Source organism: Bacillus sp. FSL M8-0063 (assembly GCF_038005545.1).
In the GTDB taxonomy this organism is placed as follows: domain Bacteria; phylum Bacillota; class Bacilli; order Bacillales; family Bacillaceae_G; genus Bacillus_A; species Bacillus_A wiedmannii.
In genome coordinates, this window is record NZ_JBBOTJ010000001.1 from 964843 (window position 1) to 989411 (window position 24569).

32 protein-coding genes, 1 pseudogene and 1 riboswitch are annotated in these 24569 nt (G+C 34.3%); of the genes and pseudogenes, 26 read left to right on the top strand and 7 right to left on the bottom strand.

Annotated features, from left to right (window positions below):
* Positions 1 to 11 precede the first annotated feature (11 nt).
* A complete protein-coding gene (locus MKX31_RS04910) occupies positions 12 to 293 on the top strand; it encodes an aspartyl-phosphate phosphatase Spo0E family protein (protein ID WP_000495533.1) in 282 nt (93 codons plus the stop codon).
* A 29-nt stretch (positions 294 to 322) separates the two neighbouring features.
* Here the strand turns inward: MKX31_RS04910 and MKX31_RS04915 are convergent, their stop codons facing one another.
* Positions 323 to 1819 (bottom strand): DUF3149 domain-containing protein, encoded by a 1497-nt coding sequence (locus tag MKX31_RS04915; RefSeq protein ID WP_098103315.1) that lies wholly within the window; start codon positions 1817 to 1819, stop codon positions 323 to 325.
* A gap of 194 nt (positions 1820 to 2013) precedes the next feature.
* Between MKX31_RS04915 and MKX31_RS04920 the strand changes: the two genes are divergently transcribed.
* From MKX31_RS04920 to MKX31_RS04935, 4 genes are all read left to right on the top strand, one after another.
* Positions 2014 to 2460 carry a MarR family winged helix-turn-helix transcriptional regulator gene (locus MKX31_RS04920; RefSeq protein ID WP_000203340.1) on the top strand — a complete coding sequence of 149 codons (447 nt, stop codon included), beginning with the start codon at positions 2014 to 2016 and terminating at the stop codon, positions 2458 to 2460.
* A 160-nt stretch (positions 2461 to 2620) separates the two neighbouring features.
* The gene (locus MKX31_RS04925) at positions 2621 to 4315 is read left to right on the top strand and encodes a M3 family oligoendopeptidase (RefSeq protein ID WP_064476721.1); all 1695 of its coding nucleotides are present in this window, start codon (positions 2621 to 2623) and stop codon (positions 4313 to 4315) included.
* Positions 4316 to 4454: 139 nt separating this feature from the next.
* A complete protein-coding gene (locus MKX31_RS04930; RefSeq protein ID WP_064476720.1) occupies positions 4455 to 4988 on the top strand; it encodes a DinB family protein in 534 nt (177 codons plus the stop codon).
* A gap of 100 nt (positions 4989 to 5088) precedes the next feature.
* On the top strand, positions 5089 to 5205 hold the full coding sequence (locus MKX31_RS04935; RefSeq protein WP_000038254.1) for a DUF6254 family protein: 117 nt from the start codon (positions 5089 to 5091) through the stop codon (positions 5203 to 5205).
* Between the two features lie 11 nt (positions 5206 to 5216).
* Here the strand turns inward: MKX31_RS04935 and kinB are convergent, their stop codons facing one another.
* Complete coding sequence (kinB, locus tag MKX31_RS04940) at positions 5217 to 6425, bottom strand: sporulation sensor histidine kinase KinB (RefSeq protein ID WP_064476719.1); 1209 nt, start codon at positions 6423 to 6425, stop codon at positions 5217 to 5219.
* 207 nt (positions 6426 to 6632) lie between these two features.
* Positions 6633 to 6676, top strand: a riboswitch (PreQ1 riboswitch).
* Between the two features lie 93 nt (positions 6677 to 6769).
* On the opposite strand from kinB, the gene queC reads away from it, so the two are divergent.
* Genes queC through queF form a run of 4 tightly spaced genes read left to right on the top strand, consistent with a single transcriptional unit; the run spans position 6770 to position 9148 of the window.
* Positions 6770 to 7432, top strand: coding sequence for a 7-cyano-7-deazaguanine synthase QueC (queC, locus tag MKX31_RS04945; RefSeq protein WP_000711595.1), 663 nt, complete (start codon positions 6770 to 6772; stop codon positions 7430 to 7432).
* Complete coding sequence (gene queD / locus MKX31_RS04950; RefSeq protein WP_000368411.1) at positions 7432 to 7923, top strand: 6-carboxytetrahydropterin synthase QueD; 492 nt, start codon at positions 7432 to 7434, stop codon at positions 7921 to 7923. The genes queC and queD overlap by 1 nt, the downstream gene beginning before the upstream one ends.
* The gene (queE, locus tag MKX31_RS04955; protein WP_000036302.1) at positions 7916 to 8632 is read left to right on the top strand and encodes a 7-carboxy-7-deazaguanine synthase QueE; all 717 of its coding nucleotides are present in this window, start codon (positions 7916 to 7918) and stop codon (positions 8630 to 8632) included. Before queD ends, queE begins: the two co-directional genes overlap by 8 nt.
* Positions 8633 to 8650: 18 nt before the next feature.
* Positions 8651 to 9148, top strand: coding sequence for a preQ(1) synthase (queF, locus tag MKX31_RS04960; RefSeq protein WP_103655964.1), 498 nt, complete (start codon positions 8651 to 8653; stop codon positions 9146 to 9148).
* Positions 9149 to 9203: 55 nt separating this feature from the next.
* Here the strand turns inward: queF and MKX31_RS04965 are convergent, their stop codons facing one another.
* Complete coding sequence (locus MKX31_RS04965; RefSeq protein WP_001165081.1) at positions 9204 to 9389, bottom strand: YkvS family protein; 186 nt, start codon at positions 9387 to 9389, stop codon at positions 9204 to 9206.
* 263 nt (positions 9390 to 9652) lie between these two features.
* Between MKX31_RS04965 and MKX31_RS04970 the strand changes: the two genes are divergently transcribed.
* Both MKX31_RS04970 and MKX31_RS04975 read left to right on the top strand, forming a co-directional pair.
* The gene (locus tag MKX31_RS04970) at positions 9653 to 9808 is read left to right on the top strand and encodes a hypothetical protein (protein ID WP_064476896.1); all 156 of its coding nucleotides are present in this window, start codon (positions 9653 to 9655) and stop codon (positions 9806 to 9808) included.
* Between the two features lie 88 nt (positions 9809 to 9896).
* On the top strand, positions 9897 to 10499 hold the full coding sequence (locus tag MKX31_RS04975; protein ID WP_064476717.1) for a hypothetical protein: 603 nt from the start codon (positions 9897 to 9899) through the stop codon (positions 10497 to 10499).
* A gap of 35 nt (positions 10500 to 10534) precedes the next feature.
* On the opposite strand, the gene MKX31_RS04980 is transcribed toward MKX31_RS04975, so the two are convergent.
* Entirely contained in the window at positions 10535 to 11113 is a 579-nt protein-coding gene (locus MKX31_RS04980; RefSeq protein WP_103655965.1) for a GNAT family N-acetyltransferase, read from the bottom strand.
* Between the two features lie 244 nt (positions 11114 to 11357).
* Here MKX31_RS04980 and MKX31_RS04985 point away from each other — a divergent pair, with 244 nt between their 5' ends.
* The 12 genes and pseudogenes from MKX31_RS04985 to MKX31_RS05040 all read left to right on the top strand — a co-directional run bounded on the left by MKX31_RS04985 (position 11358) and on the right by MKX31_RS05040 (position 21225).
* Positions 11358 to 11552, top strand: coding sequence for a hypothetical protein (locus tag MKX31_RS04985; RefSeq protein ID WP_000344283.1), 195 nt, complete (start codon positions 11358 to 11360; stop codon positions 11550 to 11552).
* Between the two features lie 26 nt (positions 11553 to 11578).
* Positions 11579 to 11896, top strand: coding sequence for a hypothetical protein (locus MKX31_RS04990; RefSeq protein ID WP_000502200.1), 318 nt, complete (start codon positions 11579 to 11581; stop codon positions 11894 to 11896).
* A 476-nt stretch (positions 11897 to 12372) separates the two neighbouring features.
* Positions 12373 to 12732, top strand: coding sequence for a class Ib ribonucleoside-diphosphate reductase assembly flavoprotein NrdI (nrdI, locus tag MKX31_RS04995; protein WP_000634376.1), 360 nt, complete (start codon positions 12373 to 12375; stop codon positions 12730 to 12732).
* Positions 12719 to 13846, top strand: a pseudogene (locus MKX31_RS05000) (ribonucleotide reductase N-terminal alpha domain-containing protein); the annotation flags it as partial. The gene nrdI and the pseudogene MKX31_RS05000, both read left to right, overlap by 14 nt.
* A 382-nt stretch (positions 13847 to 14228) precedes the next feature.
* Positions 14229 to 15179: a ribonucleotide reductase gene (locus MKX31_RS05005; RefSeq protein ID WP_339328657.1), complete on the top strand. Its 951-nt coding sequence runs from the start codon at positions 14229 to 14231 to the stop codon at positions 15177 to 15179.
* Between the two features lie 93 nt (positions 15180 to 15272).
* Positions 15273 to 16241 carry a class 1b ribonucleoside-diphosphate reductase subunit beta gene (gene nrdF / locus MKX31_RS05010; protein WP_048561423.1) on the top strand — a complete coding sequence of 323 codons (969 nt, stop codon included), beginning with the start codon at positions 15273 to 15275 and terminating at the stop codon, positions 16239 to 16241.
* Between the two features lie 216 nt (positions 16242 to 16457).
* Positions 16458 to 16838 carry a GntR family transcriptional regulator gene (locus MKX31_RS05015; RefSeq protein ID WP_000687513.1) on the top strand — a complete coding sequence of 127 codons (381 nt, stop codon included), beginning with the start codon at positions 16458 to 16460 and terminating at the stop codon, positions 16836 to 16838.
* Positions 16835 to 17533, top strand: a complete 699-nt coding sequence (locus MKX31_RS05020) for an ABC transporter ATP-binding protein (RefSeq protein ID WP_064476714.1) — start codon at positions 16835 to 16837, stop codon at positions 17531 to 17533. Before MKX31_RS05015 ends, MKX31_RS05020 begins: the two co-directional genes overlap by 4 nt.
* Complete coding sequence (locus tag MKX31_RS05025) at positions 17530 to 18324, top strand: hypothetical protein (RefSeq protein WP_064476713.1); 795 nt, start codon at positions 17530 to 17532, stop codon at positions 18322 to 18324. The genes MKX31_RS05020 and MKX31_RS05025 overlap by 4 nt, the downstream gene beginning before the upstream one ends.
* Before the next feature lie 14 nt (positions 18325 to 18338).
* Entirely contained in the window at positions 18339 to 19241 is a 903-nt protein-coding gene (locus MKX31_RS05030; protein ID WP_000528799.1) for an ABC transporter ATP-binding protein, read from the top strand.
* On the top strand, positions 19241 to 20017 hold the full coding sequence (locus MKX31_RS05035) for an ABC transporter permease (protein ID WP_098103458.1): 777 nt from the start codon (positions 19241 to 19243) through the stop codon (positions 20015 to 20017). Before MKX31_RS05030 ends, MKX31_RS05035 begins: the two co-directional genes overlap by 1 nt.
* A gap of 194 nt (positions 20018 to 20211) precedes the next feature.
* A complete protein-coding gene (locus MKX31_RS05040; RefSeq protein ID WP_098111728.1) occupies positions 20212 to 21225 on the top strand; it encodes a CPBP family intramembrane glutamic endopeptidase in 1014 nt (337 codons plus the stop codon).
* 29 nt (positions 21226 to 21254) lie between these two features.
* On the opposite strand, the gene MKX31_RS05045 is transcribed toward MKX31_RS05040, so the two are convergent.
* A complete protein-coding gene (locus tag MKX31_RS05045) occupies positions 21255 to 21437 on the bottom strand; it encodes a DUF3913 family protein (protein WP_000707104.1) in 183 nt (60 codons plus the stop codon).
* A 100-nt stretch (positions 21438 to 21537) separates the two neighbouring features.
* Positions 21538 to 21990, bottom strand: a complete 453-nt coding sequence (locus MKX31_RS05050; RefSeq protein WP_001175492.1) for an Lrp/AsnC family transcriptional regulator — start codon at positions 21988 to 21990, stop codon at positions 21538 to 21540.
* Between the two features lie 123 nt (positions 21991 to 22113).
* Here MKX31_RS05050 and MKX31_RS05055 point away from each other — a divergent pair, with 123 nt between their 5' ends.
* The 3 genes from MKX31_RS05055 (at position 22114) to MKX31_RS05065 (ending at position 23576) form a co-directional block, all read left to right on the top strand.
* Positions 22114 to 22527, top strand: coding sequence for a carboxymuconolactone decarboxylase family protein (locus MKX31_RS05055; RefSeq protein ID WP_098103456.1), 414 nt, complete (start codon positions 22114 to 22116; stop codon positions 22525 to 22527).
* A gap of 10 nt (positions 22528 to 22537) precedes the next feature.
* Positions 22538 to 23092, top strand: coding sequence for a cysteine hydrolase family protein (locus MKX31_RS05060; RefSeq protein ID WP_340980213.1), 555 nt, complete (start codon positions 22538 to 22540; stop codon positions 23090 to 23092).
* Positions 23093 to 23177: 85 nt separating this feature from the next.
* Positions 23178 to 23576: an SseB family protein gene (locus tag MKX31_RS05065; RefSeq protein ID WP_088048371.1), complete on the top strand. Its 399-nt coding sequence runs from the start codon at positions 23178 to 23180 to the stop codon at positions 23574 to 23576.
* A gap of 27 nt (positions 23577 to 23603) precedes the next feature.
* Here MKX31_RS05065 and MKX31_RS05070 read toward each other — a convergent pair whose 3' ends face one another.
* The gene (locus tag MKX31_RS05070) at positions 23604 to 24524 is read right to left on the bottom strand and encodes a S66 peptidase family protein (protein ID WP_088048372.1); all 921 of its coding nucleotides are present in this window, start codon (positions 24522 to 24524) and stop codon (positions 23604 to 23606) included.
* Positions 24525 to 24569: the final 45 nt, after the last annotated feature.

The window sequence follows — 24569 nt, forward strand, 5'->3', positions numbered from 1 at the left end:
GGGGGATATGAATGTTTACCGTAAAAAGGAAGTACACATTAGAAAAGCTTTCACGTGATATTCATATGAAACGTGAAGAAATGATTCAATTAGGTTTAACAAGTGGGTTAAATAGTATGGAGACAATTCAAGTGAGTCAAGAATTGGACAAGCTTATTTTACAGTACCAGCGTTATAAAGAAAAACAAACACCAAAATGGCTATCAATTATTAAGGTACCTATTTTTCAAATTGGGTATGAAGGGAAATCAAGTAATTTTTGGCGAATGCTTGTGGCTGGTTTTATGAAATAAGTATAATTACCCTTTTGGGATAAGGATAATTATACTAGGTGTAACGGAATTTCGATATGAACTGTCGTTCCTTCGTTTTCTATACTATCAATAAAAATATGCCCATTGTACATCTCTACAATTCGTTTACATATGACAAGTCCAAGACCGGTTCCAGTATCTTTATTAGTAAAGAACGGATGAAAGAGGTGTTTTTGAATATGTTTTGGAATCCCTTTTCCAGTATCTGTAATTCTCAATTGTGCGTGTGTTTCATTGTTTGTTACGGAAATGGTCAGTGTGTCACCAGAATTCATGGCTTCAATTGCATTTTTTGTAATGTTTAAAACCACTTGTTTCATATGGTCTTTTGAGCAACGGATATGAATAGGATGGTCTGGCAAATGTAAATGGAATACAATGTTATGTAGATTCGCCTCAGATTGAATAATTAATGATACCTCATTTAGAATAGTTCTCACATCATATGTTTGTTCAATGATAGCAGTTGGCTTTCCAAGAATAAGAAATTCGCTTACAATTTCATTAATCCGTTCTATTTCTTGTTCGATGACGGAAAAATAAAACTGATCTTGTTCATCTTTATATTTCTCTTTTAATAGAGCGACGAGCCCTTTAATTCCGGTAAGAGGATTACGGATTTCGTGGGCTGTACTAGCTGCAAAAGTTCCAACCAATTCAATTTTTTGTAGTTCATTTTGTTGTCTTTCCAGTTTTGTTTGACGTTTTAACAACATATATTGAGCAAGTAAAAATAAAATAGACATTAAAAATAAAGTAGCTATACACTCTATTGCAACCCACTGATATAAAGTTTTTTGATGGATAGGCAAAGGAGAAACAGAGACCTTCCAATTTAATCTTTTGAGTGGGGTAGTAAGCATATTAGAATGCGCATCACTTGTTTCGTTATTATCATCGGTGAGAAAAACTACATCATGTTTATCAGTTACTTCAAAATGGTATTGTGGCTTAATGGCATTTAAAGATGATGAAATGTAGTCAAAGCGTAAACTTGCTAACAATAAGCCTGAGATTTCCTTCTGTTTATTGAAAATGGGAGAAGCAATCATAATAGCTTGATGTCCAAGAACACGATCTGTAATGACTGATGATACAGTTGTTTTCTTCGTTTGCAATACGTCTTGAATATATTTGCGATCTGAGACATCAACAGGTGGTCGGTCGCCTTCGGATGCGATTGTAATGATTCCTTCTGGTGTAGCGTAGTATAAACCAGAAAAACGTGCATCGTTTCCATCTGTATCATGTACAATTTGTTTAACTCCATTTATATTTCCAGTCTCGGTTCCTATGACCTTTGAGAGCATTTCTAATGCGGAAATTGCTTCACCAAGGTGATGATCTAAATAGTCTCTATATAAAAAGAGAACCGTGTGAGCAGATAGTTTGTTTTCCTGCTTCATTTTATACGAATGATATGAATAAAATGTAGCACCAATCCCTATCGTTGGTAGGATAACAAGTAATATATATAAAACTATGCTGTGGAATTTGACTTTCAAATTTGGTACTCCTTCTTTTTTATTATCATTATATATAAACTATGTTAAAATTGTCATGTTTTTATTCAAGAATCATTCGTAATATATTTGGGGAGAGGAAATGAATGAGTGAATACTCATTCGGAATTTACATGAAGTACTAAGCTGTTTTTTCTTTTTATTACTGAGAATTTAAGTGAAGGGTTGAAAGTTGTATGACATCAAATAATGAACGAGAAGATATTTCTCAATCTCTAAAAGTATTTATTGCATTATCTCGTGTACATCGTTCTGTTATGGATACTACAAATAAATCTATACAAAGTAACGGGTTAAATCCAACTGAATTTGCTGTATTAGAACTGCTATATCATAAAGGCGGTCAACCACTTCAGCAAATTGGTGAGCGTATTTTGATTGCTAGTGGCAGCATTACATATGTTGTAGATAAGCTAGAGAAAAAGGGACTAGTAAAGAGAATTCCGTGCCCGAATGACAGACGTGTTATTTATGCACAATTAACTGAGTCTGGAGAGAACTTTATTGCTTCTATTTTTCCAGGGCATGAGCAAGTTATACATCAGTCTTTTGAAATGTTAACGAAAGAGGAAAAGGATGAATTACTTGATCTATTAAAAAAGATTGGAAAGTATGAAAAATAATAGTATGTTCCAAAGGAGCTTTGGATAAAGAAATCCAAGGCTTTTTTGTTTACATGTAATTATGACAAAATATGCCGTATTTTGCTGAAGAATAAGAGGAGATTTGTAAGTAAGCATTGAATTATAGTAAGGATGCATATAATGGAGAGGAGGCTCGTTCATGTCATTTAAAGACTATGAATATAAACGGCCAAATATTGAAGAATTAAAAGAGAAGTTTACTGTTGCTTTAGAGAAGTTTGATAACGCTAAAACTGTAGAAGAACAAAAACAAGTCATCAATTCAATTAACGAAATTCGCAACGACTTCGGTACAATGGGGAATCTTTGTTACATTCGTCATTCTGTTGATACGACAGATGCTTTTTATAAGGACGAGCAAGATTTCTTTGATGAATTCTCTCCAGTTGTACAAGGTTATGGTACAAAGTATTATAATGCGTTAATTCATTCTCCATTCCGTGAAGAATTAGAAGCGTATTATGGAAAGCAATTATTTGCTTTAGCGGAGTGTGATTTGAAAACATACTCTGATGAAGTTGTGAAAGATTTACAATTAGAGAATAAATTATCTTCACAATATACGCAGTTATTAGCATCTGCAAAAATTGACTTTGCAGGAGAAGAAAGAACGTTATCGCAGCTTATTCCATTTATGCAAGGGAAAGAAAGAAGTGAACGTAAAGTAGCAAGTGAAGCATATTACGGATTTTTAGCTGAGAATGAGGAAGAGTTAGATCGTATTTATGATGAGCTTGTTAAAGTGAGAACGAAAATCGCCAAATCTTTAGGTTTCAAAAACTTTGTTGAACTTGGATATGCAAGAATGTACCGTACAGATTATAATGCGGAAATGGTGGCGAATTATCGTCAGCAAGTACTTGATTATATCGTTCCAGTTACAACGGAATTAAGAAAACGACAACAAGCACGTATCGGTGTAGAGAAGTTAGCGTATTACGACGAAAACTTTGAGTTTGCTACTGGTAATCCAACTCCAAAAGGAGATGCGGATTGGATTGTTAATCATGGGAAAACGATGTATAAAGAGTTATCGGCTGAAACGGATGAATTTTTCAATTTCATGCTAGATAATGATTTATTAGATTTAGTTGCGAAAAAAGGAAAAGCTGGTGGCGGATATTGTACATATATTGAGAATTATAAAGCGCCATTTATTTTCTCAAACTTCAATGGAACATCTGGCGACATTGATGTATTAACACATGAAGCTGGTCATGCTTTCCAAGTATATGAAAGCCGTAAGTTTGAAATTCCAGAATACAATTGGCCAACGTATGAAGCATGTGAAATTCATTCTATGAGTATGGAATTCTTTACATGGCCATGGATGAAGTCATTCTTTGAAGAGGATGCAGATAAATATTATTTCTCTCACTTAAGTTCAGCACTTCTGTTTTTACCGTATGGTGTATCTGTTGACGAATATCAACATTATGTATATGAAAATCCAGAAGCATCACCAGAAGAGCGTAAGACAGCATGGCGTAATATAGAGAAAAAGTATTTGCCGCATCGTGATTATGAAGATAATGATTATTTAGAGCGCGGTGGATTCTGGCAACGTCAAGGACATATTTATAGCTCGCCGTTCTACTATATCGACTACACATTAGCACAAATTTGCGCACTGCAATTTTGGAAACGTGCAAGAGATAATAGACAAGAGGCGTGGGAAGATTATGTAAATTTGTGCCAACAAGGTGGAAGTAAATCATTCTTGGAATTAGTAGAAGTTGCAAATTTAACATCACCATTTGCTGAAGGCTGTGTGAAAAGTGTCATTACAGAAATTGAAGCGTGGCTACATGCGATTGACGACACAAAATTGTAAAAAACATGCGCTTTTTTTCACATGTTTAACATCGACATAATGAGAAAATGATGAGATAATAAAAGAAAATTCAGAATGCTAAAGAGGTGTTTCTAATAAGGAGCACCTCTTTTCACCAACAAAAAGGGGGGAAAGAAGTATGCTTCAATCAAATATGGATGTGAGTTTAGAAAATTTGGTGAACTCATTACAGTCTACTCGAAGCACGCTATTATCAGAAATTGAAATGTTAAATGATACAGAAGTGAATGTAAAGCCACGCCGTGATAAATGGAGTATTATTCAAATTTTGCATCACTTGCATTTAGTTGAACAATCAGTTACGTCTGCCCTTGTATATGCTTTACAAAAAAATGAAAGAAACACGACTCCATTTAAAGACCTCCAACTTACGCTTGATCGCACATATAAACGAGAAGCTCCTCAGCAAATGCAACCAACAGAAACGTTAATGAAAAAACAGCAAGGAATTCAATTACTAGAACATTCACGACAAGAGCTATTACACGCGCTTCATAGTGTGATAGATGAAAAAGATTTATTTGAAAATGGATTAAAGCATCCTATTTTTAATGATTTGAATTTGTATCAGTGGGTTCAATTTCTTGATTTGCATGAACAAAGACATCTTACGCAGTTAAAAGAGGCGAAACACGCAATTTTGCAACGATAATTAGAAGGAAGTGGGAGACCACTTCTTTTTTGATGCGTGCATAGTTTTCTTTCTTATTTTGGAATACTACATGGAGAAAGAACAGAAGGAGTTGAAATGTATGTCCAAGAAAAAGAAAGAAGAAGAGCGCGCGTGGAAAGCACGTAAAGAAAATCAAAAACCACATGGTAAAGTGAAAGCCTTTGCTGAATTAGTTGAAGGAACAGAAAAAACGTGATGAGTATTTCATCACGTTTTTTGTATGAGTGGAAAAGTTAATAAGAAGGTTGTACCTGTACCTTTTTCGCTTATAATATCAACTTTTCCGTTCATAGCTTGCACAACACTGAATACGACCATCATTCCAAGACCAGTACCTTTTTCTTTTGTTGAGTAGAAAGGGGATCCAAGGCGTTTTACTTGTTCTTGATCCATACCAACTCCTGTATCTTTTATATATAACTGAATATGCTTATGATCAGGAACTAATGAGAAATAAAGATCACCGCCTTTTGGCATGGCCTCAATGCAGTTTTTTAAAACATTTAACAAGCATTGATTTAGTTTTTGTTTTTCTCCCGCGATAAAAAAAGAAGTGCTTTGCTTTATATAATGAGTACGCACATTTGCTAAATTAGCAAGAGGTGTAATTAACGCTAATGCGTGTAGTAGTTCTTCTTCTAACTGTAATGTTTGTTCTTTTTCAATACTTGGTTTTGCAAAGGTTAAATAATCTGTAAGAACGTGATTTGCTTGTTCGATTCCGTTAATGGCTATGTCGATATATAATTTTCGCTCTTGCTCAGTGCATGTATCTGACTGCAAAAGTTGTAAAAAGCCTTTTGTTGAAGTTAATGGATTACGAATCTCATGAGAAATGGACGCTGCCATTTCTCCAATTAAATGAAACTTTTCAGCATTCATAAGTTCGTTTTGAAGACGAACTTGAGTTTGTAATATGTGTAGTAAATATAAAATAAGTATCGTACCAAGTATCGTACATAACTCATACACAATAATATGTGGTATATAATCAGTCTTATTTGTAACCTTTGAAAGGAAGAAAGGTATCCAACTAAATCCGTATGTGAGACTGTAGATAATGGCAAGTGCTACTTTTATACGATTAGAAGTTCGATTGAAAACTTTATATGTAAATAGTAGGACAATAAATAGAAGGATAGAACCGATAAGCGATGGGAAAACACCGATTCCTCCTAATAAGAAGCGGTATATATTTAATACAACTAATATAGATCCACCAGCAATAGGACCTCCTGTTAATGTACCGACAATTAATACGATATGGCGCATATCAAATTGAAATCCATAATTTGTTTTTGCTCCGAAAGTAATACATAGTATGGTTGCGAGGCAACATAATGCAATAAATATAGCTGAGTTTAATTTAGGAGAACGTTTCCCTTTTTGATTCCAAAATAAATGGTATACGAGCATTGTAACAAGAATGAATAATATATTTAAAAAGAGATAAATAATAAAGGGTTTCAGTGGGATGCCTCCTCTCTTCTCACATTAAATTAATCATACTATAAAATGAAAGAAATAAAATGAGAAATAGCGGAAAAATCAGAAATTTTTTCTGGTAGTATACAATATGTTACAATAAGCTTTGTCAATGAAAGAAGGAATTCCGTGCGATGCGCGGGAGAGGTTCGCGAACTCCCTCTATAAAAAACTATGGAAACAACAATATCTTTAGGTATTGTTTTGTTTTTTTATTGTGACAGTTCAAGAACGTTCTTTCTTCTTATTCGTAGTAGAGAAGGAGAATGAGTGAAATGAAAAAAGAAAAGGCAGTTGTTGTTTTTAGTGGAGGACAAGATAGTACGACATGTTTATTTTGGGCAATAGAGCAGTTTGCAGAAGTAGAAGCTGTAACGTTTAATTACAATCAACGTCATAAACTAGAAATTGATTGTGCAGCGGAAATTGCGAAAGAACTAGGAATTAAACATACGGTACTAGATATGAGTCTATTAAATCAACTTGCTCCAAATGCGTTAACGAGAACGGATATGGAGATTACACATGAAGAAGGTGAATTGCCATCGACGTTTGTAGATGGACGAAATTTACTATTCTTATCATTTGCTGCTGTATTAGCAAAACAAGTTGGGGCACGTCATATTGTAACGGGTGTATGTGAAACTGATTTTAGTGGTTATCCAGATTGCCGTGACGTGTTTGTGAAATCGTTAAACGTTACTTTAAATTTATCCATGGATTATCCGTTCGTAATTCATACACCACTTATGTGGATTGATAAAGCGGAAACATGGAAATTATCAGATGAACTTGGAGCATTCGAGTTTGTTCGAGAAAAAACATTAACATGTTATAACGGAATCATTGGTGATGGTTGCGGTGAATGTCCAGCATGTCAGCTTCGTAAAGCAGGATTAGATACGTACCTACAAGAACGCGAAGGAGCAAATAACTAATGGATAATTTCTTTGGATTTCGCATCGTAGAAAATTTGCAAAAAATGGACAAGGATATTCAGCGTAAACAGCTTAAATATCATAATAAAAGAGTAATGGTCAGCAAGGAATTTACATTTGATGCAGCACACCATTTACACTGTTATGAGGGGAAATGTAAAAATTTACATGGTCACACATATAAAGTTGTATTTGGGATTAGTGGATATGTAAATGAAATAGGTCTTGCGATTGACTTTGGAGATATAAAAGAAATTTGGAAGAATGAAATAGAAATTTATTTAGACCATCGTTATTTAAACGAAACGTTACCAGCAATGAATACGACTGCTGAAAACATGGTCGTTTGGATTTATGAAAAGATGGCAGAAGCATTACTAAAAGATAATCGTGCGAACGAATATAAAGGAGCTCGTGTTGAATTTGTTCGTCTTTTCGAGACGCCGACTAGTTATGCGGAAGTAAGACGGGAGTGGATGCTCGATGAGTAAGATCCCTGTCTTAGAAATATTTGGTCCGACTATTCAAGGTGAAGGAATGGTTGTGGGACAAAAGACGATGTTTATCCGTACAGCTGGCTGTGATTATAGCTGCGCATGGTGTGATTCTGCTTTTACGTGGGATGGATCGGCTAAGGAACAAATTAGACAGATGACAGCAGAGGACGTTTGGAACGAGCTTGTGGAAATTGGTGGCGAAAATTTTTCTCATGTTACGATTTCAGGTGGAAATCCAGCATTGTTGAAAAATATTGAGTTTCTTCTTTCTATATTAAAAGAGAATGGAATGCGGACGGCAATCGAAACGCAAGGGAGTAAATGGCAAGATTGGTTACTTCAAATTGATGAGATAACGATTTCTCCAAAACCACCAAGTTCGACGATGAATACTGATTTTCAGAAGTTAGATGCTGTTATTCAGAAACTAGCAGGAAAAGATATTAGTTTAAAGGTAGTAGTATTTGACGATTATGACTTTGAGTATGCAGTTAAGATGCACGAACGTTATCCAGATGTTCCATTCTTCTTACAAGTAGGGAATGATGATACAAAAACTGTGGATGATGCGATGTTGATTAAAAAATTATTAGATAAATATGAGTGGCTTATTGAAAAAGCGGTTAACTGTAAAGAAATGAATAATGCAAAAGTATTGCCGCAGCTTCATGCGTTAGTATGGGGAAATAAACGCGGAGTATAATGAGAAGGGATGTTTAAAATGGCAGGAAGATTAGATGAAAATTTAAAAGATGTAACATTATTAGGAAATCAAAATACAAAATATTTATTTGAATATAGCCCAGAAATTTTAGAGGTATTTGATAACAATCATCCAAACCGTGATTATTTTGTGAAATTTAATTGCCCTGAATTTACAAGCTTATGTCCGAAAACAGGTCAACCAGATTTTGCAACAATTTATATTAGCTACATTCCAGAACAAAGAATGGTAGAGAGTAAATCTTTAAAGCTATATTTATTTAGTTTCCGCAATCATGGTGATTTCCACGAAGATTGCATGAACGTTATTATGAATGATTTAATTAAATTAATGGATCCGCGTTACATTGAGGTATGGGGGAAATTCACACCACGTGGAGGGATTTCAATTGATCCTTACTGCAACTACGGTCGCCCAGGCACGAAGTATGAAAAAATGGCAGACTACCGCATGATGAACCATGATCTATATCCAGAAACAATTGATAATCGTTAATATATAATAGAAAGAAAGGATCTGTATAACATACAGATCCTTTCTTTCTATTATATTATGCATTTTGATTAATGACAGTATAGTTTTTATGACTTACAACTGTAAGAGGTTCCATATCTAGTTCTCTAAAATTTTCCATAATTGTTATATCTACAATAACGGAGTTTTGATTTACTTTTTGAACACGGCCTTGCATTCCACCTTTAAATTCAATGATATCTCCAGTTTCTGCGATCTGCATAAGCAACTCTCCTTGTTACAGTTTTCCAAAAAAAGAATAATTTTGGTTTTTTTTATTTCCTCTTATTTTGAACCATATTGTCTAGTTTGTAAATGTTTCCAAAGTAAAAATTCGAAAAATATTCACATTTTGTAAGAAAATATGCAAGAACTCCAAGTTATTAGAAAAAAAGAACGGTTTAAATGCGTGCATCTTTATATAGGGGTATAATGAAAAATATACAATAACCTACTAAAGTGGGATAAATTAGAGGCGGTAAAATGATGTTTGAATTTGTGGGGAGTGTTATAGCATTAACTTTATTTGTATTTTCTTATATAAATTTAAAAAAGATTCGTCATCATGAAACGACTACATATTTTGATGGGATGGATGGTATACATGCTGGGGTCACACATGAGAGTGGCGAGGATATGTAAAGGTGTATAACTTTCTTTTTTTGCGTGGTATGATATTTAAAAATAGTACATAATAGAGTTCGTAAGTGATGAATGGAGAGTGGAAAGAATGAAGATTTCTTTTATTCGTCATGGTCGCTTAGATCGTACTATAGAACCAATGACGGTTACATCCTTTCATGAATGGATGAAAGGATATGACTTACATACTATAACAGAAAAAGCACCTATACCAATGGAAACAATGGAAGCGGTTGAAGCAGCAAAGTTGATTGTAACGAGTGATCAAAGGTGTGCTATACAGTCAGCAGCTGAATTAATGAATTCTTTATCTTTTATGCAAAATTCTCTTTTTAGGGAAGCTGAAATTCCGACGAGTTTTTATGCTCCAACATGGTTGAAATGTAAACCTAACGTATGGATGTTTATCGGGCGAACATTATGGATACTTGGTTACCATAAAGATGTTGAGTCTTATAAGGAAGTAAGAGAGAGGGCAAGGCAAGCGGCTTACGTATTACACCGTTATGCTCTCGTACATGGAAGTATTGCTCTTGTAGGTCATAATTACATTAACGCAATGGTTGGTGCGGAGCTGAGAGCGATGGGATGGTCTGGTACGCCTATTTTGCACAGAGAGCCATGGGGATGTACAACATATACATTTCACGAGGCGATGAATGGAAATGTATTGAATACGAATTTAACATAAAAGCACACGATTTATATAAATCGTGTGCTTTCTTTTTAAGATACAGAAACTTTGATGTTTAATGTTTTTACGAGATGTGCATAAGGTTCGCCTACGAGCATAATGATTTGATCTTTTTTATAACCTAGTTTTTCGTATAGTGAATAGGCACGTTTGTTTTCTAAATTAACAAGTAATGCGATTTTTTCATACATCTTTTCAGTTGCATGGATTTCAGCAGCTTCAATTAATTGAGAACCAATTCCTTTTCCGCCATATGCACTTGAAACTGATAATGTATCAATGTAATATTCATCAAGCTCAGCTTCTTTTTCTAACGTAATCGATTCATCTTTATGTAATTCTCTTAAGTGATGTGCAATTGGTGCATCAAGCATTGTTGCTTCACTACCATGATAAGCGACAATAACTCCAACTGCATCCCCGTCTTGCTCATATACAAAACAGTTTTCGTAGCTCAGTCGATTTCTCTCTTTTGAGAACCATGTTTCAAGTCCTAGTAATACTTCTGTTTCAACAGTGCTACCTGTGATTTTTTCAGCAATTTCGTGCAGAGCGTTATACAATAAAGGCGCAATTGCCTTCGCATCTGTCTTTTTTGCTTTCCGAATCATAGTATCCCTCCTAGTTCTATTTATATATTGTAGCATAGTGGTATGGAACTTTGCATAATTGAATGTCGAAATGTTTGATATAGAGAAGTAGCTATGTTAGTATATGATATTTAGTGGACATATAGTAAAGTGATATCGTTTGTGAATAATGAAAATAAAATGAAGGTATAGCATCTGGATAATTTTACAGTTGTTGACCTATAGAATATACGATAAAATAAAATATTGCATAGAGGTGAAATACATGGATGAACAATTAGCAAATACAATTTTGGATCAGCTGAAAAATGGTGAAATAAAGGAGTATGTTGCAACGAAAGATGTATTTTATACGTTTAGGAAAGTTGTAGTAGGGCGTGAAGATTTTAAACATATTATTGGAAACGCGCAGCGCGGCGGACAAGTAATTTATACATATTCAGAAACGCCACGTTCGTAACTAGAAGAATATAGGGGAGGAGAATTATGGGCGATTTTAAACAAGGCATATTACCGCATTGGGATTATATGTGGAAAGATAGAGCCGGCAATAGGTTTATGGGGATGGTCATGTACCCAGAGAAACGAAAGTGTTCGGCAAAAATGCTTCAGAAAATAAAAAGAGCATATGAAGAGGCTGTAGAAATTAAAGTAACTGTACAAGTTCAACATACATTTCAGTACGTAGAAGGAATGATTGTGTACTTTGATGAAGAAGCTCCTGTATGTACAATGATTGATAAAGATGAAAATCCACATCATATATTTGTAAAAGATATTTTGCGTATTGAGCACTCTGAATAATCTTTTCATAAATAAATTGAATTTCCATAATAATAATCTTTTTCTATAATAGTTATCTTTTAGTATGTAACGCGAACCGAAAGTATATGTATAATATTTAATAAAGTAAAATTGATAAATGTAATCGTTTTTTAGAACAGATTATCGTTTCATGTCTGTTCTTTTTTTCGTGATGCTGGAGAAATATATTCCTCCAGCATTTGCCGTTTTATGACAAAATATATTGGTAACTTTTTTAAAAATAAGGTTAAATTCGTTGACAACTTTTTTGAAAAGCACTTTATTGACATGAGTTTTAGAATGTTGTTTCATAGTCATTGTATTGAAAAAAATCGACTGTCTTGTCGAAAAGTAAAATTTAAAAAAAGAAAGAATTTATACATATATCTTGTGTCTTATTTTGAAACGTAATACAATATATAGAGAAATCAAGAAACAACATACAGAGAGTATAGATTGGAGAGGGAGGGTCGGAAATGATAGTTGCATATGATTCTATGACAGGAAACGTGAAGCGTTTCATTCACAAATTAAATATGCCGGCCGTTCAAATTGGTGAAGATCTAGTAATAGATGAAGACTTTGTTTTAATTACGTATACAACAGGTTTTGGCAATGTACCAGAACGTGTTTTAGAATTTTTAGAGCGCAATAATGAAAAATTAAAAGGCGTATCTGCAAGCGGCAATCGTAACTGGGGAGACATGTTCGGTGCAAGTGCTGACAAAATTTCTGCTAAATATGAAGTGCCTATTGTATCAAAATTTGAGTTATCAGGAACAAATAACGATGTAGAATATTTTAAGGAAAGGGTGCGGGAGATTGCGACACATTGAACTGAATAATGAAATCACGCAAATGCAGGACGGTTTTTATCAGCTTCATAAAGATAAAGAGGCATTAGAAGTCTTTATGGAAGAAGCTAGAGAGAATACCGTTCATTTTAATAGCGTGGCAGAGCGAATGGAGTATATGAAAGAACATGATTACTATTACAACGTTCTGGACGAGTATAGCTTGGAGGAAGTAGAAGAGGTATATAACATCGCTTATGGTGAAAACTTCGAGTTCCAATCTTATATGGCAGCATCTAAGTTCTACAAAGATTATGCGTTAAAAACAAATGATCAAAAACAATACTTAGAAAGCTATGAAGATCGTGTAGCAATTGTTTCATTATACTTAGGACGCGGTGATGTTGCGAAGGCAAAACACTTCGCAAGCATGATTGTAAAACAAAACTACCAACCAGCGACACCAACCTTTTTAAATGCGGGCCGAAGCAGAAGAGGAGAAATGGTGTCTTGTTTCTTGTTAGAGATGGACGATAGCTTAAATTCAATCGGCTTTAACATTAATACTGCAATGCAATTATCAAAAATCGGCGGTGGAGTAGCTTTAAACTTGTCTAAGCTACGTGCACGCGGTGAGCAAATTAAAGGTATCGATAACGCTGCAAGTGGTGTAGTACCTGTTATGAAATTACTTGAAGATTCGTTTTCATATGCGAATCAACTTGGGCAACGAAAAGGTGCCGGCGCAGTATACTTAAACATTTTCCATTGGGATATTATTGAATTCCTTGATACAAAAAAAATAAATGCCGATGAGAAGAGCCGTATTCAGTCTCTATCAATCGGAATTATCGTTCCAAGTAAGTTCTTTGAGCTTGCTGAGAAAAACGAACCTTTCCATGTTTTCGCGCCTTATACGGTGTATAAAGAATACGGAAAGCATTTAGATGATATAGACATTGATGAAATGTACGATGAATTAATGAGCAATCCGAAAGTGAAGAAGAAGCCGCTAGATATTAGTGCACGTGATATGCTTATTAAAATTGCTATGATTCAGCTTGAGTCTGGTTACCCATACTTAATGTTTAAATCAAATGCAAATAACCAACATCCACTGAAGGATATTGGAACTGTGAAGATGTCGAACTTGTGTTAAATATGTAGCACCTTCTAGTAGAAATGCTAGTCGAAAACTCCGTTAAACGGGGAAAGCCTCAAATTTGAGGTAACCTACCGTGCTAAATCTTATCTTAGAATGAAAATATAAAAGTTCAGAATGTATCTTATTATTTTGTATAGCAGAGTTATGGGACAACATAAAGTAATAAGAGACTTTCTGAAAGATTAAGATAAGTAAAAGCCTAACGACTATCCCTTATGGGAGTAGAGCGCAAGCGATTGGCGTTCGAAAAGCGGAGCACCTAATCAGGTAATGCTGTAGGTGATGATATAGTCTGTCCTGTATGGTGACATACAGCAGTTGCATGAGCAACGGACTGAGGAGTAGCGGACTCGGTTGAACATTCGAGACAGAAATCTTCCAGCTTCAAGAAACTTCTGAAATAAATGATTACGGTACAGAGGATATTATCCGTCGTGATATTAACTGTAACTTAGGATCGTTAAATATCGTAAATGTAATGGAAAATAAAGAAATTCGTGAAGCCGTTCATGCGGGAATGGAAGCTTTAACAGCTGTTTCTGATATGACGATTATTCCGAATGCACCAACTGTGAAAAAAGCAAATGATGAGCTTCATTCAGTTGGACTTGGCGCAATGAACTTACACGGATATTTATCAAAAAACAAAATCGCATATGAAAGTGCAGAAGCGAAAGAGTTTGCTCGTACATTCTTTATGATGTTAAATTACTACTCTATTGAGAAAAGTATGGAAATCGCTAAAGAAAAAGGCGAAACATTTAAAGAATTCGATAAGTCTGATTATGCGAATGGCACATACTTTGAAAAATACGAAACGACAGATTACAGCCCAGTAACTGAAAAAGTTCAGCAACTATTTGAAGGAATTCATATTCCAACAAAAGAAGATTGGACAAGTTTAAAAGAGCAAGTGAAGAAGAATGGATTATATAATTCATACCGTCTTGCTATCGCTCCAACACAATCTATCAGTTACGTTCAAAATGCAACTTCAAGCGTAATGCCGATCGTAAGTCAAATCGAATCAAGAACATATGCGAATGCGACAACATATTATCCAATGCCGTATTTATCAAAAGATACGTTCTGGTACTATAAATCTTCTTACGATATGAATCAGTTTAAATTAATTGATTTAATCGCAGAAATCCAAGAACATATTGACCAAGGAATTAGTACAATTCTTTACGTTAATAGTGATATTTCAACACGTGAATTAGCACGTTACTACATCTATGCACATAAAAAAGGTTTAAAGAGTCTTTATTATACGAGAACACGTAAGTTAAGCGTGGAAGAGTGCGTAGCTTGTACCGTTTAATATAAAAATTGAGACATCATGAGCAGGGTTTTCTGAACCCTGCTCATGCTTAGTTATCAATTTTTCATGTTTATTTAGAGAAGGGGCGATTGAATGCGTGCGGTAAACTGGAACAAAAAAGAAGATGATTTTAGTTTAATGTTTTGGAAGCAAAACATCGCTCAGTTTTGGACAGAAGAAGAAATCGCGGTATCTTCTGACAAAAATACTTGGGCACAATTATCAAAAGAAGAGCAGGTTGCTTATAAGCGTGTATTAGGTGGTTTAACACTTTTAGATACGAAACAAGGTGGCGAAGGGATGCCTCTTGTACTTGTTCATCTTGAAAATTTACAAGCAAAAAGTGTATTAGCTTTCATGGGAGCTATGGAAGAAGTACATGCGAAGAGTTACAGTCATATTTTCACAACGTTAGCTACTGAAGAAGAAATTGATGATATTTTTGAATGGGTAGACAATCATCCATTACTTGAGAAAAAAGCTGGTATTGTTACTAGTTACTATCGTCGTTTATTAAAGCCTGAAGTAACGAAAAAAGAGTTATACATGGCAATGGTAGCAAGTGTATTCTTAGAAAGTTACTTATTCTATAGTGGATTCTTCTACCCACTTTACTTAGCAGGTCAAGGTAAATTGACGGCAAGTGGTGAGATTATTAACCTAATAATTCGTGATGAGTCAATTCACGGCGTATTCGTCGGTATTTTAGCACAACAACTCTTCGTAGAACTTTCTGCAGAAGATCAACAAGAAGTGCAAAAAGAAACACAAGAGTTATTAATGGAATTATATGAAATTGAAATGGCATACACAGAAGAAATTTACACTTCTATCGGTCTTGTAGAGGATGTAAATCGTTTCGTTCGTTACAATGCGAATAAAGGACTTATGAACTTAGGACTTGAGCCGAAGTTTGAAGAAGAAGAAATTAACCCAATCGTTTTAAATGGTTTACGTACAGATACGAAAAACCATGATTTCTTCTCTGTAAAAGGGAATGGTTACGTAAAAGCAACGAACGTTGAAAAGTTATCTGACGATGACTTCGTGTTTAATTTTTAATATACGATTATAAAGAAAAGCTGTCTTGTTCATTGATAAGACAGCTTTTCTTTATGAATTTGTTTACATAACACTATTATTTTCGTATAACGAGTTCTGTTTAAAAAGTTCTATCCAGCAAAGGGATAGAACTTTTTTGTAATTAAATGGGTATTTACAAATTATTTGTATCAGTGTATTATTTAACTAGTACACCGATACAAAAGGAGGGAAGAAATGAAAATAGAGTTTTCTCCAAATACACCAATTTACATTCAGGTAATGGAATACATAAAAAAAGAAATCGTAACAGGACATTTATTGCCTGGTGATAAAATTCCCTCTGTACGTGAATTAGCGAGTGAATTACAAGTAAATCCAAATACGATTCAGCGTACATTTCAAGAGCTAGAACGGGATGGGGTTGTTGTAACGCGTAGAGGAATGGGACGATATGTAACGAATGAAGGGGAGAAAATTATGGAGCTGCGAAAAGAGATGGCGAAAGAATTACTTCATTCTTTTATAGATGGAATGGACAATTTAGGTTTTTCAGAAGAAGAAATTCTTACAATCCTTCGTTCTTCATTACATGAGAAGAGGGAGGAGAGCGAATGACAGAGTTATTAAAAATAGAAAACTTATGGAAGAGATACGGATTAAAAGCAGTGATCCGTGAATTAAACATAGAGATTACGGAAGGGAAAATTATAGGACTCGTTGGAGATAACGGGAGTGGGAAAACGACGTTATTGAAAATGATTGCCGGTCTGCAGCATCCTTCCGAAGGCAGTATTACAATCGCTGGTAAAAAGGTAGGATTAGAAACGAAAGAAATTGTTTCTTTTATGTCGGATAAACCAGTATTTGATGATTGGATGACGGTAAAAGATTCTTTATTCTTCTATCGAGATTTTTATAAAGACTTCGACATTCAAAAAGCAGTAGATACAATTGCGGAATTTAAAATACCGTTAGAAGAAAGAATTACAGCTTTATCAAAAGGTATGGTTGAAAAGCTACAAATTATTTTAACATTTTCGAGGAAAGCAAAGTTATACGTACTAGATGAACCGCTGGGCGGAATTGATCTTGTTTCTAGAGAACACGTATTAGAACTTATTTTACAGTTTTATCGTGAAGATTGTACCATTTTAATTGCAACACATTTAATTGGAGAAGTGGAAAATATTTTTGACGAAGTAATCTTTTTAAAAGATGGTGAGAGTGTACTACATGAAAATGTAGAGGAGTTACGCTTTCAGCGAGGAAAAGCTGTCACAGATGTGTTTAAGGAGGTGTTTAGTAGATGAAGGCCAGTTTAATATATATGTACAATGCGAATAAAAAACAAATTTTCATTTCGTTATTGTCATTCATATTTATTGTAGCTGTCGCTTTTGTAAGTATGGGAAATTATATTAAACAAGAATCAGGAGAAGTAAGGCAAATGATTACGATTGCCTTAGTATTCTTAGTTTATATAATTTTTGCGGTACTTGTATTGCTGCAGGCGATGTCTGCATTTGGCAAAATGACCGAAAGTACATTATTTCGATTAACACCGATATCTGGTAAAAAAATTGTTTTGGCAATATTGTCATATGCGGCAATTAGTTTAATGTGTTTTGAAGTGATAGGTACTATATTTGTCTATAGTATTTCGATGAAAGTAATAAAAGGTACAGAACTCTATGGAATGTTATTTACGGAAAGTACAATTGAGCTAGATATAGTAAAACAAGTATTTAGTAGTGTGTTATATGTATTTAATTTATCAAGTATATTGTTGGTTTTACTTTTCACAGTAGCTGGTGTTAAAGTATTTTCTTTGAAAAAGAAAAAAATGGAGTATGTAATTATTTTCTTCTTATTTTTATTAGTAACGAAAGCAATCAATATGATATATGAAATGCTAGGCCGACTTGCACCTACATCTACTTTTATTAGGAAGTTAGTTTATATAGATGAATCAGTGGATATAAATCTTATACTATATCCAGAAAGTCTTATGAATTTATATAGTATTGCTTTTTCAATCGGTATATTTGTTTTACTTGTTTATATAACAGGTCGCATAATTGATAAAAAACTAGAAGTCTAAAGGAGGAATCAGCATTGGGAAATGTAGTAGTAAAGTTAGAGAATGTTCGAAAAAAGATTGGTGGAACGGAAATTATCCGTGGTTTATCATTTGAAGTTCGTGAAGGGGAAGTGTACGGGTTTCTTGGACCGAACGGTAGTGGTAAAACGACGACAATTCGTATGATGACAGGTCTTATATCAATGACAGAGGGCGATATTACAATTTGCGGTCATAGTATTCGCACGGAGCGTGAAAAGGCGCTAGAGCAAATTGGGGCGATCGTAGAAAATCCTGAACTATATGATTATATGACTGGAATGCAAAACTTAAAGCATTTTGCGAACATGGCAATTACACCAATTAGTAAAGAGCGCATTGCTGAGATTGTAAAGCTTGTTGAATTAGAGCACGCGATTCATAAAAAGGTGAAAACATATTCACTTGGTATGAAACAACGTTTAGGAATTGCACAGGCATTACTTCATCAGCCGAAAATCTTAATTTTAGATGAGCCGACAAATGGATTAGATCCAGCTGGTATTCGCCAAATTCGTGATTATTTACAACGTTTAGCGAAAGAAGAGAATATTGCTGTAATCGTATCAAGTCACTTATTAAGTGAAATTGAACTCATGTGTGATCGCGTCGTTATTATTAAGCAAGGTGAGTTTGTGCAAGAGTACAACTTACACGAACAAGCGAAACATGATGAGACAGTAGTTGTAGCGTTTGAAGTAGATCAAGTACAGAAAGCAAATGAAATCATTAAAGGTAAGACGCAAGGAAATGTAATTGCAGTATCTGTAATGAAAGAAGAAATCCCACAACTTGTAAAAAAACTTGTGAATGACGATGTTCTTGTATACGGAGTTACTGTTCAAAATAAAACGTTAGAGGATGAGTTCTTAGCGATTACAGGGGGAGTGAAAGCGTAATGTTTAAATTAATTCAAAATGAATTTTTAAAGTTACATGCGAAAAAAGGTATGTATATTTTAATTGGTGTCATTGCAGTATTGGAGATTTTGGGAGTTTTAGCGATGCTGAAATGGGGAGACGGAAGTGAATTTAAAGGATCATATTTAGATTTTGCAAGTTCAGAGATTGGTTTAATTACTTTGTTTGCAACAATTTTTGGGATTACGATTGCTTCTCGTATGATTACTGATGAGTTCCAAAAAGGTACAATTAAGCAGTTATTAATCCGTCCAAGAAAACGAATTACAGTTTTATTCTCTAAATATATTACAGTGTTACTTACTATAGTATTTATCATATTTGCTAGCACGTTAATTGCAATGATTCTTGGTGGAATTGTAATGGATGGTAGTAAAACAGAATTAACGGTAGGAATCGTAATGAAATCTACTTTATATCAAGTACTTTCACCGTTCTTCTTTGCGACACTAGCATTTTTCTTAGCAAACGTATTTAGAAAGTCTGTATTACCATTAATTATTACGATGTTCCTCTTCTTTTTACAAGGAGCAATTAATATGGTACTGATGATGTTTGCAAAAGGTGTAGCGAAATTTGTAGTGTTTTTCCATTTAAATTTAAGTGTGTACGATAGTAATAAACTAGTAAGCGGCGGAATGGAACCAACATTTACAGAGTTTACATTTACAACTTCATTATTACTTGTAGCTGCATACTTTGTTGTATTACTTGTAGCATCAAGTGCATTATTCCAAAAACGTGACGTATTATAATAAAAGAAATCCCCGCTTGTAAAAACGGGGATTTTTATTACATAACTTTCTCATAGATTTCAATTGAAAGAAAAGAATGATTACTATATATGTTGTTCAAAAGTGTTTGAGACAAACAGGAAGAATTTCAACTATATTCATATTATAATTTAGTTATCACACCATTTATTTTACTATCTTTGGGGGTGTTCTATATGCACTATGCATTTTCACGTATAAGACTACGTAGCTTTTTTGGATGGATGATTATAGGGGTGTTCCTTACGATGATCCCATTAGGTCTATCAAATGTTTCTGAGAATACGATGGAGGTTATTTCACAAATAACATTATTTTTTGTATTTCCGTTATTTTGGTTATACGTAAAAACAAATAAAAATAATGTTGTATTTAACAGTTTTTTTGATAAGCCAGGACGTTTACCGTGGGGATTAATTGTATTAGCAACGATAATGGGAATGATTTTTTCAGTTGGTATATCTCATATTCAATTTTACATATTAGCACATACGTTACCGAATTTCTTAGTTACTATGTTAGAAGACGGAAATGTTATTAACACGAGTAACGTATATATGACGATATTTACTTTCATTTCAGCATGTGTATTAGCACCTATTATGGAAGAGGTTATTTTTAGGGGATTCTTTTTACAGCGAATGGCTTATAAATGGGGAATTAAAAAAGCTGTAATCATATCTTCACTTATTTTTGGTTTAGGACATTTTGATGTTATTGGTGCATTTATGTTTGGTATTGTAATGTGTCTTTTATACATAAAGACGAAAAATATATGGACGAATATCGCTGTACATGCTCTAAATAATTTAATTGCAACAAGTATGCAATTTATAGGTGGAGAAGAGAGTAGCGCAATCTCAATTACTGAATTACAAGCACAAAGTAATTTATGGATCGGTATTGGTCTGACAGTTGTTGGGTTACTTTGGTTAATTCCTTACGTTTGGAAACAATGGCGTACTGTAAAAGAAGTGGGTGTGCCACCAGTGCGCTTTATAAATGAGGAAAAAGTAGTGAGTGCATCACAAGAAAATGAAGTGTATAGTCAAGTAATTGTAACAGATAGACTGATGGCTGTAGAGCTACCAGATGAGGCTGTAAATAAGCTTCGATTAGAAGAAAATGATTATGTAACAGTATCTGTAGAAGAAGATAAAATCGTTATAAAGAAAGCGCATGATAGATAACTAAAAAGTAGCTCCTAAAGAGCTACTTTTTAATTTGTAATAATTTCTACACGAAAATTATTACCGTTCTTTACATATTTAATATCTGTAACGATACGGACTGTTTTTAAAATCTCCACTTTTTCACCAATTCGAGGGATAGTGGGAACATTATCCCAAATGCCAAGCAAGTCGTCTAATTGTGCCGTTTTTTCATAAAACCAGATTTTCAATGTAAAGCCCCTTTCTCGAACTTTATGTATTTTAATACATAATATATTATTTTTATTCTTAATGTAAGGGGTTTTTTTGTATTTTATGAATAAAAATAAATTAATCTTCTGGGAAGATATGTTCAATATCAGGAGTAAGAGATACTTCTGATAATACGATATGAGAAACTGTCGTTGCATATGAAGAAACATCATTTATAAAATCTTCAAGTTCAACGAGTGAAGGAACAGAAATTTTTACAATGTAGCATAAGCTTCCTGTTACTCGGTAACAAAAACTTGCAGATGGATAAGACTGAATAAACTGTTGCATACGTGTTGTATCACCATTTTTTAAAGTGATTTCTAAAATACAATCTAAAACAAGTCCTGCTTTTTTATAATCGATATCGATTGTGTACTTTTGAATCACGCCTTCACTTTCAAGTTTGCGAACACGTTCTGCAGTAGACGGAGCAGATAAGTTTACTCGTTTCGCCAATTCACGCATGGAAAGGCGACTATCATTATATAATTCATTTAAAATCTTTCGATCGACACGGTCTAGTTGCATTTGTAAATATACCTCCAGTAAAATAATAATTTTTGTAAAGTGAAAATATAAATTAAGATTCATATGAAATGTAAAGTGAACTTTATTTATTTTACAATAAAACGGAAGGAAATAGGAGGGGAAATGATGGAGAGAATTTCATTATCAAATGTAGGAGTTACAAAGTTTCAAAATTTATTAGGCCATAATCTGGATATATTACATTCGTGGAGTACGTTAGAGGATACACTGTACAATAAAGGAACACTTTCAGCAGAGTTGAAGGAGCAAGTGAGAAGAACATTAGCGTATGGGAATGAATGTCCGTACTGCATGGCAAAGGGAAGACCTGATGATGTGCAAAAGGCAGAGGAGATTAGTGTAGCCGTTACTTTTGCGCATACATTTGTTCATGATCGAAAGGCGATAGATGATAATATGTTTCATGTATTAAAACAATATTGGACGGAAAAAGAAATTGTAGAACTTTGCGCTTATATTTGTTTTATTACTGCGTCGCAGCAACTTGGTTTTGTATTTCAACTACAACCAAATTAAGGAGAAAATGATGACTAATCAAATAGCACTTATCATAATTGATGTACAAAAGGCGTTTCAATTACCATACTGGGGTGAGAGAAATAATCTTTTTGCTGAAGAAAACATGAGAATGTTATTAGCAGAATGGAGAAAAAGGAAAAGACCAGTTTTTCATATTCAACATGTAAATAAAGAAAATGCTCAATCGATGTTTTATGAAGGAGCGGAAACGGTGAACTTTAAAGAAGAGCTGAAGCCATTACCAGGTGAAGTGCTTATTCAGAAATCTGTTAACAGCGCGTTCATTGGGACAAATTTAGAAGAGCAATTAAGAGAGAACAAATGTAATGCAGTAGTGGTTGTAGGATTAACGACAAATCATTGTGTGGAGACTACGACACGAATGGCAGGAAATTTAGGATTTACAACGTATTTAGTGAGTGATGCAACGGCTACTTTTAACCGTAAAGGTCTAGATGGTAAAGAGTATAATGCAGAGGATATTCACAATATGACACTTGTAAATTTACATGAAGAGTTTGCAACGATTGTAACGACAAAAGAAGTATTAAAATTATTTTAAGAAAATAATTGCGAATTATGTAGAAAAAAATAAGAATATTTCGTATAATCTAAGTACAATCATTTTGAAATAGGGGTGGCATCATATGGAGCAAATTCCGGTGAAAAGAATAGAAGAAGTACTTGTTGTAGCAGGGGACGATAAACAGAAGCAAAAGGAATTTTATGAATTGCTCTTATCTACTGAGTTTTATGTTGCTGGTTCACTAGAAGCAGAGGACGGGGCAACAGAAGGAACACTTCGTTTGCGTCATTTCCAAGGAGAGGGTAGATGGATCGTTCCGTTCTTTACTCAAATGGAATTTGTAAAAGACGTGTTGCCAGAAGGAACGCCCCTTATTACGATACGTGGAAAAGAATTATTTGGTAGCATTGAGAAAGATGCTACAGCAGTATTAAATGTTGGCACTGATATAAGTAAAACATTTATTCCAGAAGAAGTTGCAGATATCGCATCTGGACGAATTTTTAATTATTATAAATAAAAGGAAAAGCGGAATCGCTTTTCCTTTTTAATTTGAATACGGATTGGCTACGCCAGAAGAAATAGAGAGTGTTTTATTATTTGTATTTATTGTCGCTGTAGCTCCAAGAGGAATCCCGATGTTTGGGCTTATATGTCCAATCGGTAAACCGAATAGGACAGGTATATGATATGGTGCGAAAAATTCATATAGTATTGTTTGCAATGATCGAGATGGTTTAGAAGGAGTGCAGTCGTGACAACTTGTAAAAATAACACCGCTACATTCATTAAACTTTCCAGATAAAAGTAGTTGATTTAACATACGGTCAATGCGATACGGTTCTTCTCCAATGTCTTCAAGCAACAAAAGTTTATTAGCCGTATTTATCTCATAGGGTGAGCCAATTATACTCGTTAATACAGTTAAATTCCCTCCCGCCAATGTGCCTGTAACTGTACATGGAGAGGTAGGTACGATACATTCTGAAGCAGATAAGATGGTTGAATACGGATGGAATAGTTGATTGAAAGAAGATAAAGAAAGAGAATCTACACCTTTACCTAATTCTTCAACCATTGGACCATGAAAAGTAACAAGCTTTGCATAACGTGAAAAGGCAGTATGTAAAGCTGTAATATCGCTATATCCCCAAAAGATTTTTGGATTCTGCTGAATGATTTCATATTGAATGTGAGGGAGGAGACGGGCACTTCCGTAACCACCTCGTGCACAGAAAATGGCCTTTACTTCATTATTTGTAAATGCTCCATGTATATCATCGAGCCGAACTTGATCACTTCCAGCTAAATATCCATATTTCTCATAAACACTCTTCCCGATTACTACAGATAAACCCATTTCTTGTAATAGGGTTACCCCTTTTAATACATTTTCAATTGTTGGTGGGCCGGACGGTGCAATAACCATTACTGTATCACCTTGTTGTAACGCATTTGGATATATCATTGTTTTTAGCCTCCTTCCCTTTCAATATATTCGCTTCCTATGAAG

Coding starts and splice junctions, on each gene's coding strand:
- queD (WP_000368411.1), top strand. CDS start 7,432: ATGGATAATTTCTTTGGATTTCGCATCGTAGAAAATTTGCAAAAAATG.
- MKX31_RS04930 (WP_064476720.1), top strand. CDS start 4,455: ATGCTTCAATCAAATATGGATGTGAGTTTAGAAAATTTGGTGAACTCA.
- MKX31_RS05035 (WP_098103458.1), top strand. CDS start 19,241: ATGTTTAAATTAATTCAAAATGAATTTTTAAAGTTACATGCGAAAAAA.
- queE (WP_000036302.1), top strand. CDS start 7,916: ATGAGTAAGATCCCTGTCTTAGAAATATTTGGTCCGACTATTCAAGGT.
- MKX31_RS05065 (WP_088048371.1), top strand. CDS start 23,178: ATGGAGCAAATTCCGGTGAAAAGAATAGAAGAAGTACTTGTTGTAGCA.
- MKX31_RS05020 (WP_064476714.1), top strand. CDS start 16,835: ATGACAGAGTTATTAAAAATAGAAAACTTATGGAAGAGATACGGATTA.
- MKX31_RS05060 (WP_340980213.1), top strand. CDS start 22,538: ATGACTAATCAAATAGCACTTATCATAATTGATGTACAAAAGGCGTTT.
- MKX31_RS04920 (WP_000203340.1), top strand. CDS start 2,014: ATGACATCAAATAATGAACGAGAAGATATTTCTCAATCTCTAAAAGTA.
- MKX31_RS04980 (WP_103655965.1), bottom strand. CDS start 11,113: ATGATTCGGAAAGCAAAAAAGACAGATGCGAAGGCAATTGCGCCTTTA.
- MKX31_RS04975 (WP_064476717.1), top strand. CDS start 9,897: ATGAAGATTTCTTTTATTCGTCATGGTCGCTTAGATCGTACTATAGAA.
- nrdI (WP_000634376.1), top strand. CDS start 12,373: ATGATAGTTGCATATGATTCTATGACAGGAAACGTGAAGCGTTTCATT.
- MKX31_RS04970 (WP_064476896.1), top strand. CDS start 9,653: ATGTTTGAATTTGTGGGGAGTGTTATAGCATTAACTTTATTTGTATTT.
- MKX31_RS05050 (WP_001175492.1), bottom strand. CDS start 21,990: ATGCAACTAGACCGTGTCGATCGAAAGATTTTAAATGAATTATATAAT.
- MKX31_RS04985 (WP_000344283.1), top strand. CDS start 11,358: ATGGATGAACAATTAGCAAATACAATTTTGGATCAGCTGAAAAATGGT.
- MKX31_RS05040 (WP_098111728.1), top strand. CDS start 20,212: ATGCACTATGCATTTTCACGTATAAGACTACGTAGCTTTTTTGGATGG.
- MKX31_RS04990 (WP_000502200.1), top strand. CDS start 11,579: ATGGGCGATTTTAAACAAGGCATATTACCGCATTGGGATTATATGTGG.
- queC (WP_000711595.1), top strand. CDS start 6,770: ATGAAAAAAGAAAAGGCAGTTGTTGTTTTTAGTGGAGGACAAGATAGT.
- kinB (WP_064476719.1), bottom strand. CDS start 6,425: ATGCTCGTATACCATTTATTTTGGAATCAAAAAGGGAAACGTTCTCCT.
- queF (WP_103655964.1), top strand. CDS start 8,651: ATGGCAGGAAGATTAGATGAAAATTTAAAAGATGTAACATTATTAGGA.
- MKX31_RS05025 (WP_064476713.1), top strand. CDS start 17,530: ATGAAGGCCAGTTTAATATATATGTACAATGCGAATAAAAAACAAATT.
- MKX31_RS04935 (WP_000038254.1), top strand. CDS start 5,089: ATGTCCAAGAAAAAGAAAGAAGAAGAGCGCGCGTGGAAAGCACGTAAA.
- MKX31_RS04925 (WP_064476721.1), top strand. CDS start 2,621: ATGTCATTTAAAGACTATGAATATAAACGGCCAAATATTGAAGAATTA.
- nrdF (WP_048561423.1), top strand. CDS start 15,273: ATGCGTGCGGTAAACTGGAACAAAAAAGAAGATGATTTTAGTTTAATG.
- MKX31_RS04910 (WP_000495533.1), top strand. CDS start 12: ATGTTTACCGTAAAAAGGAAGTACACATTAGAAAAGCTTTCACGTGAT.
- MKX31_RS05070 (WP_088048372.1), bottom strand. CDS start 24,524: ATGATATATCCAAATGCGTTACAACAAGGTGATACAGTAATGGTTATT.
- MKX31_RS05015 (WP_000687513.1), top strand. CDS start 16,458: ATGAAAATAGAGTTTTCTCCAAATACACCAATTTACATTCAGGTAATG.
- MKX31_RS05055 (WP_098103456.1), top strand. CDS start 22,114: ATGATGGAGAGAATTTCATTATCAAATGTAGGAGTTACAAAGTTTCAA.
- MKX31_RS04965 (WP_001165081.1), bottom strand. CDS start 9,389: ATGCAGATCGCAGAAACTGGAGATATCATTGAATTTAAAGGTGGAATG.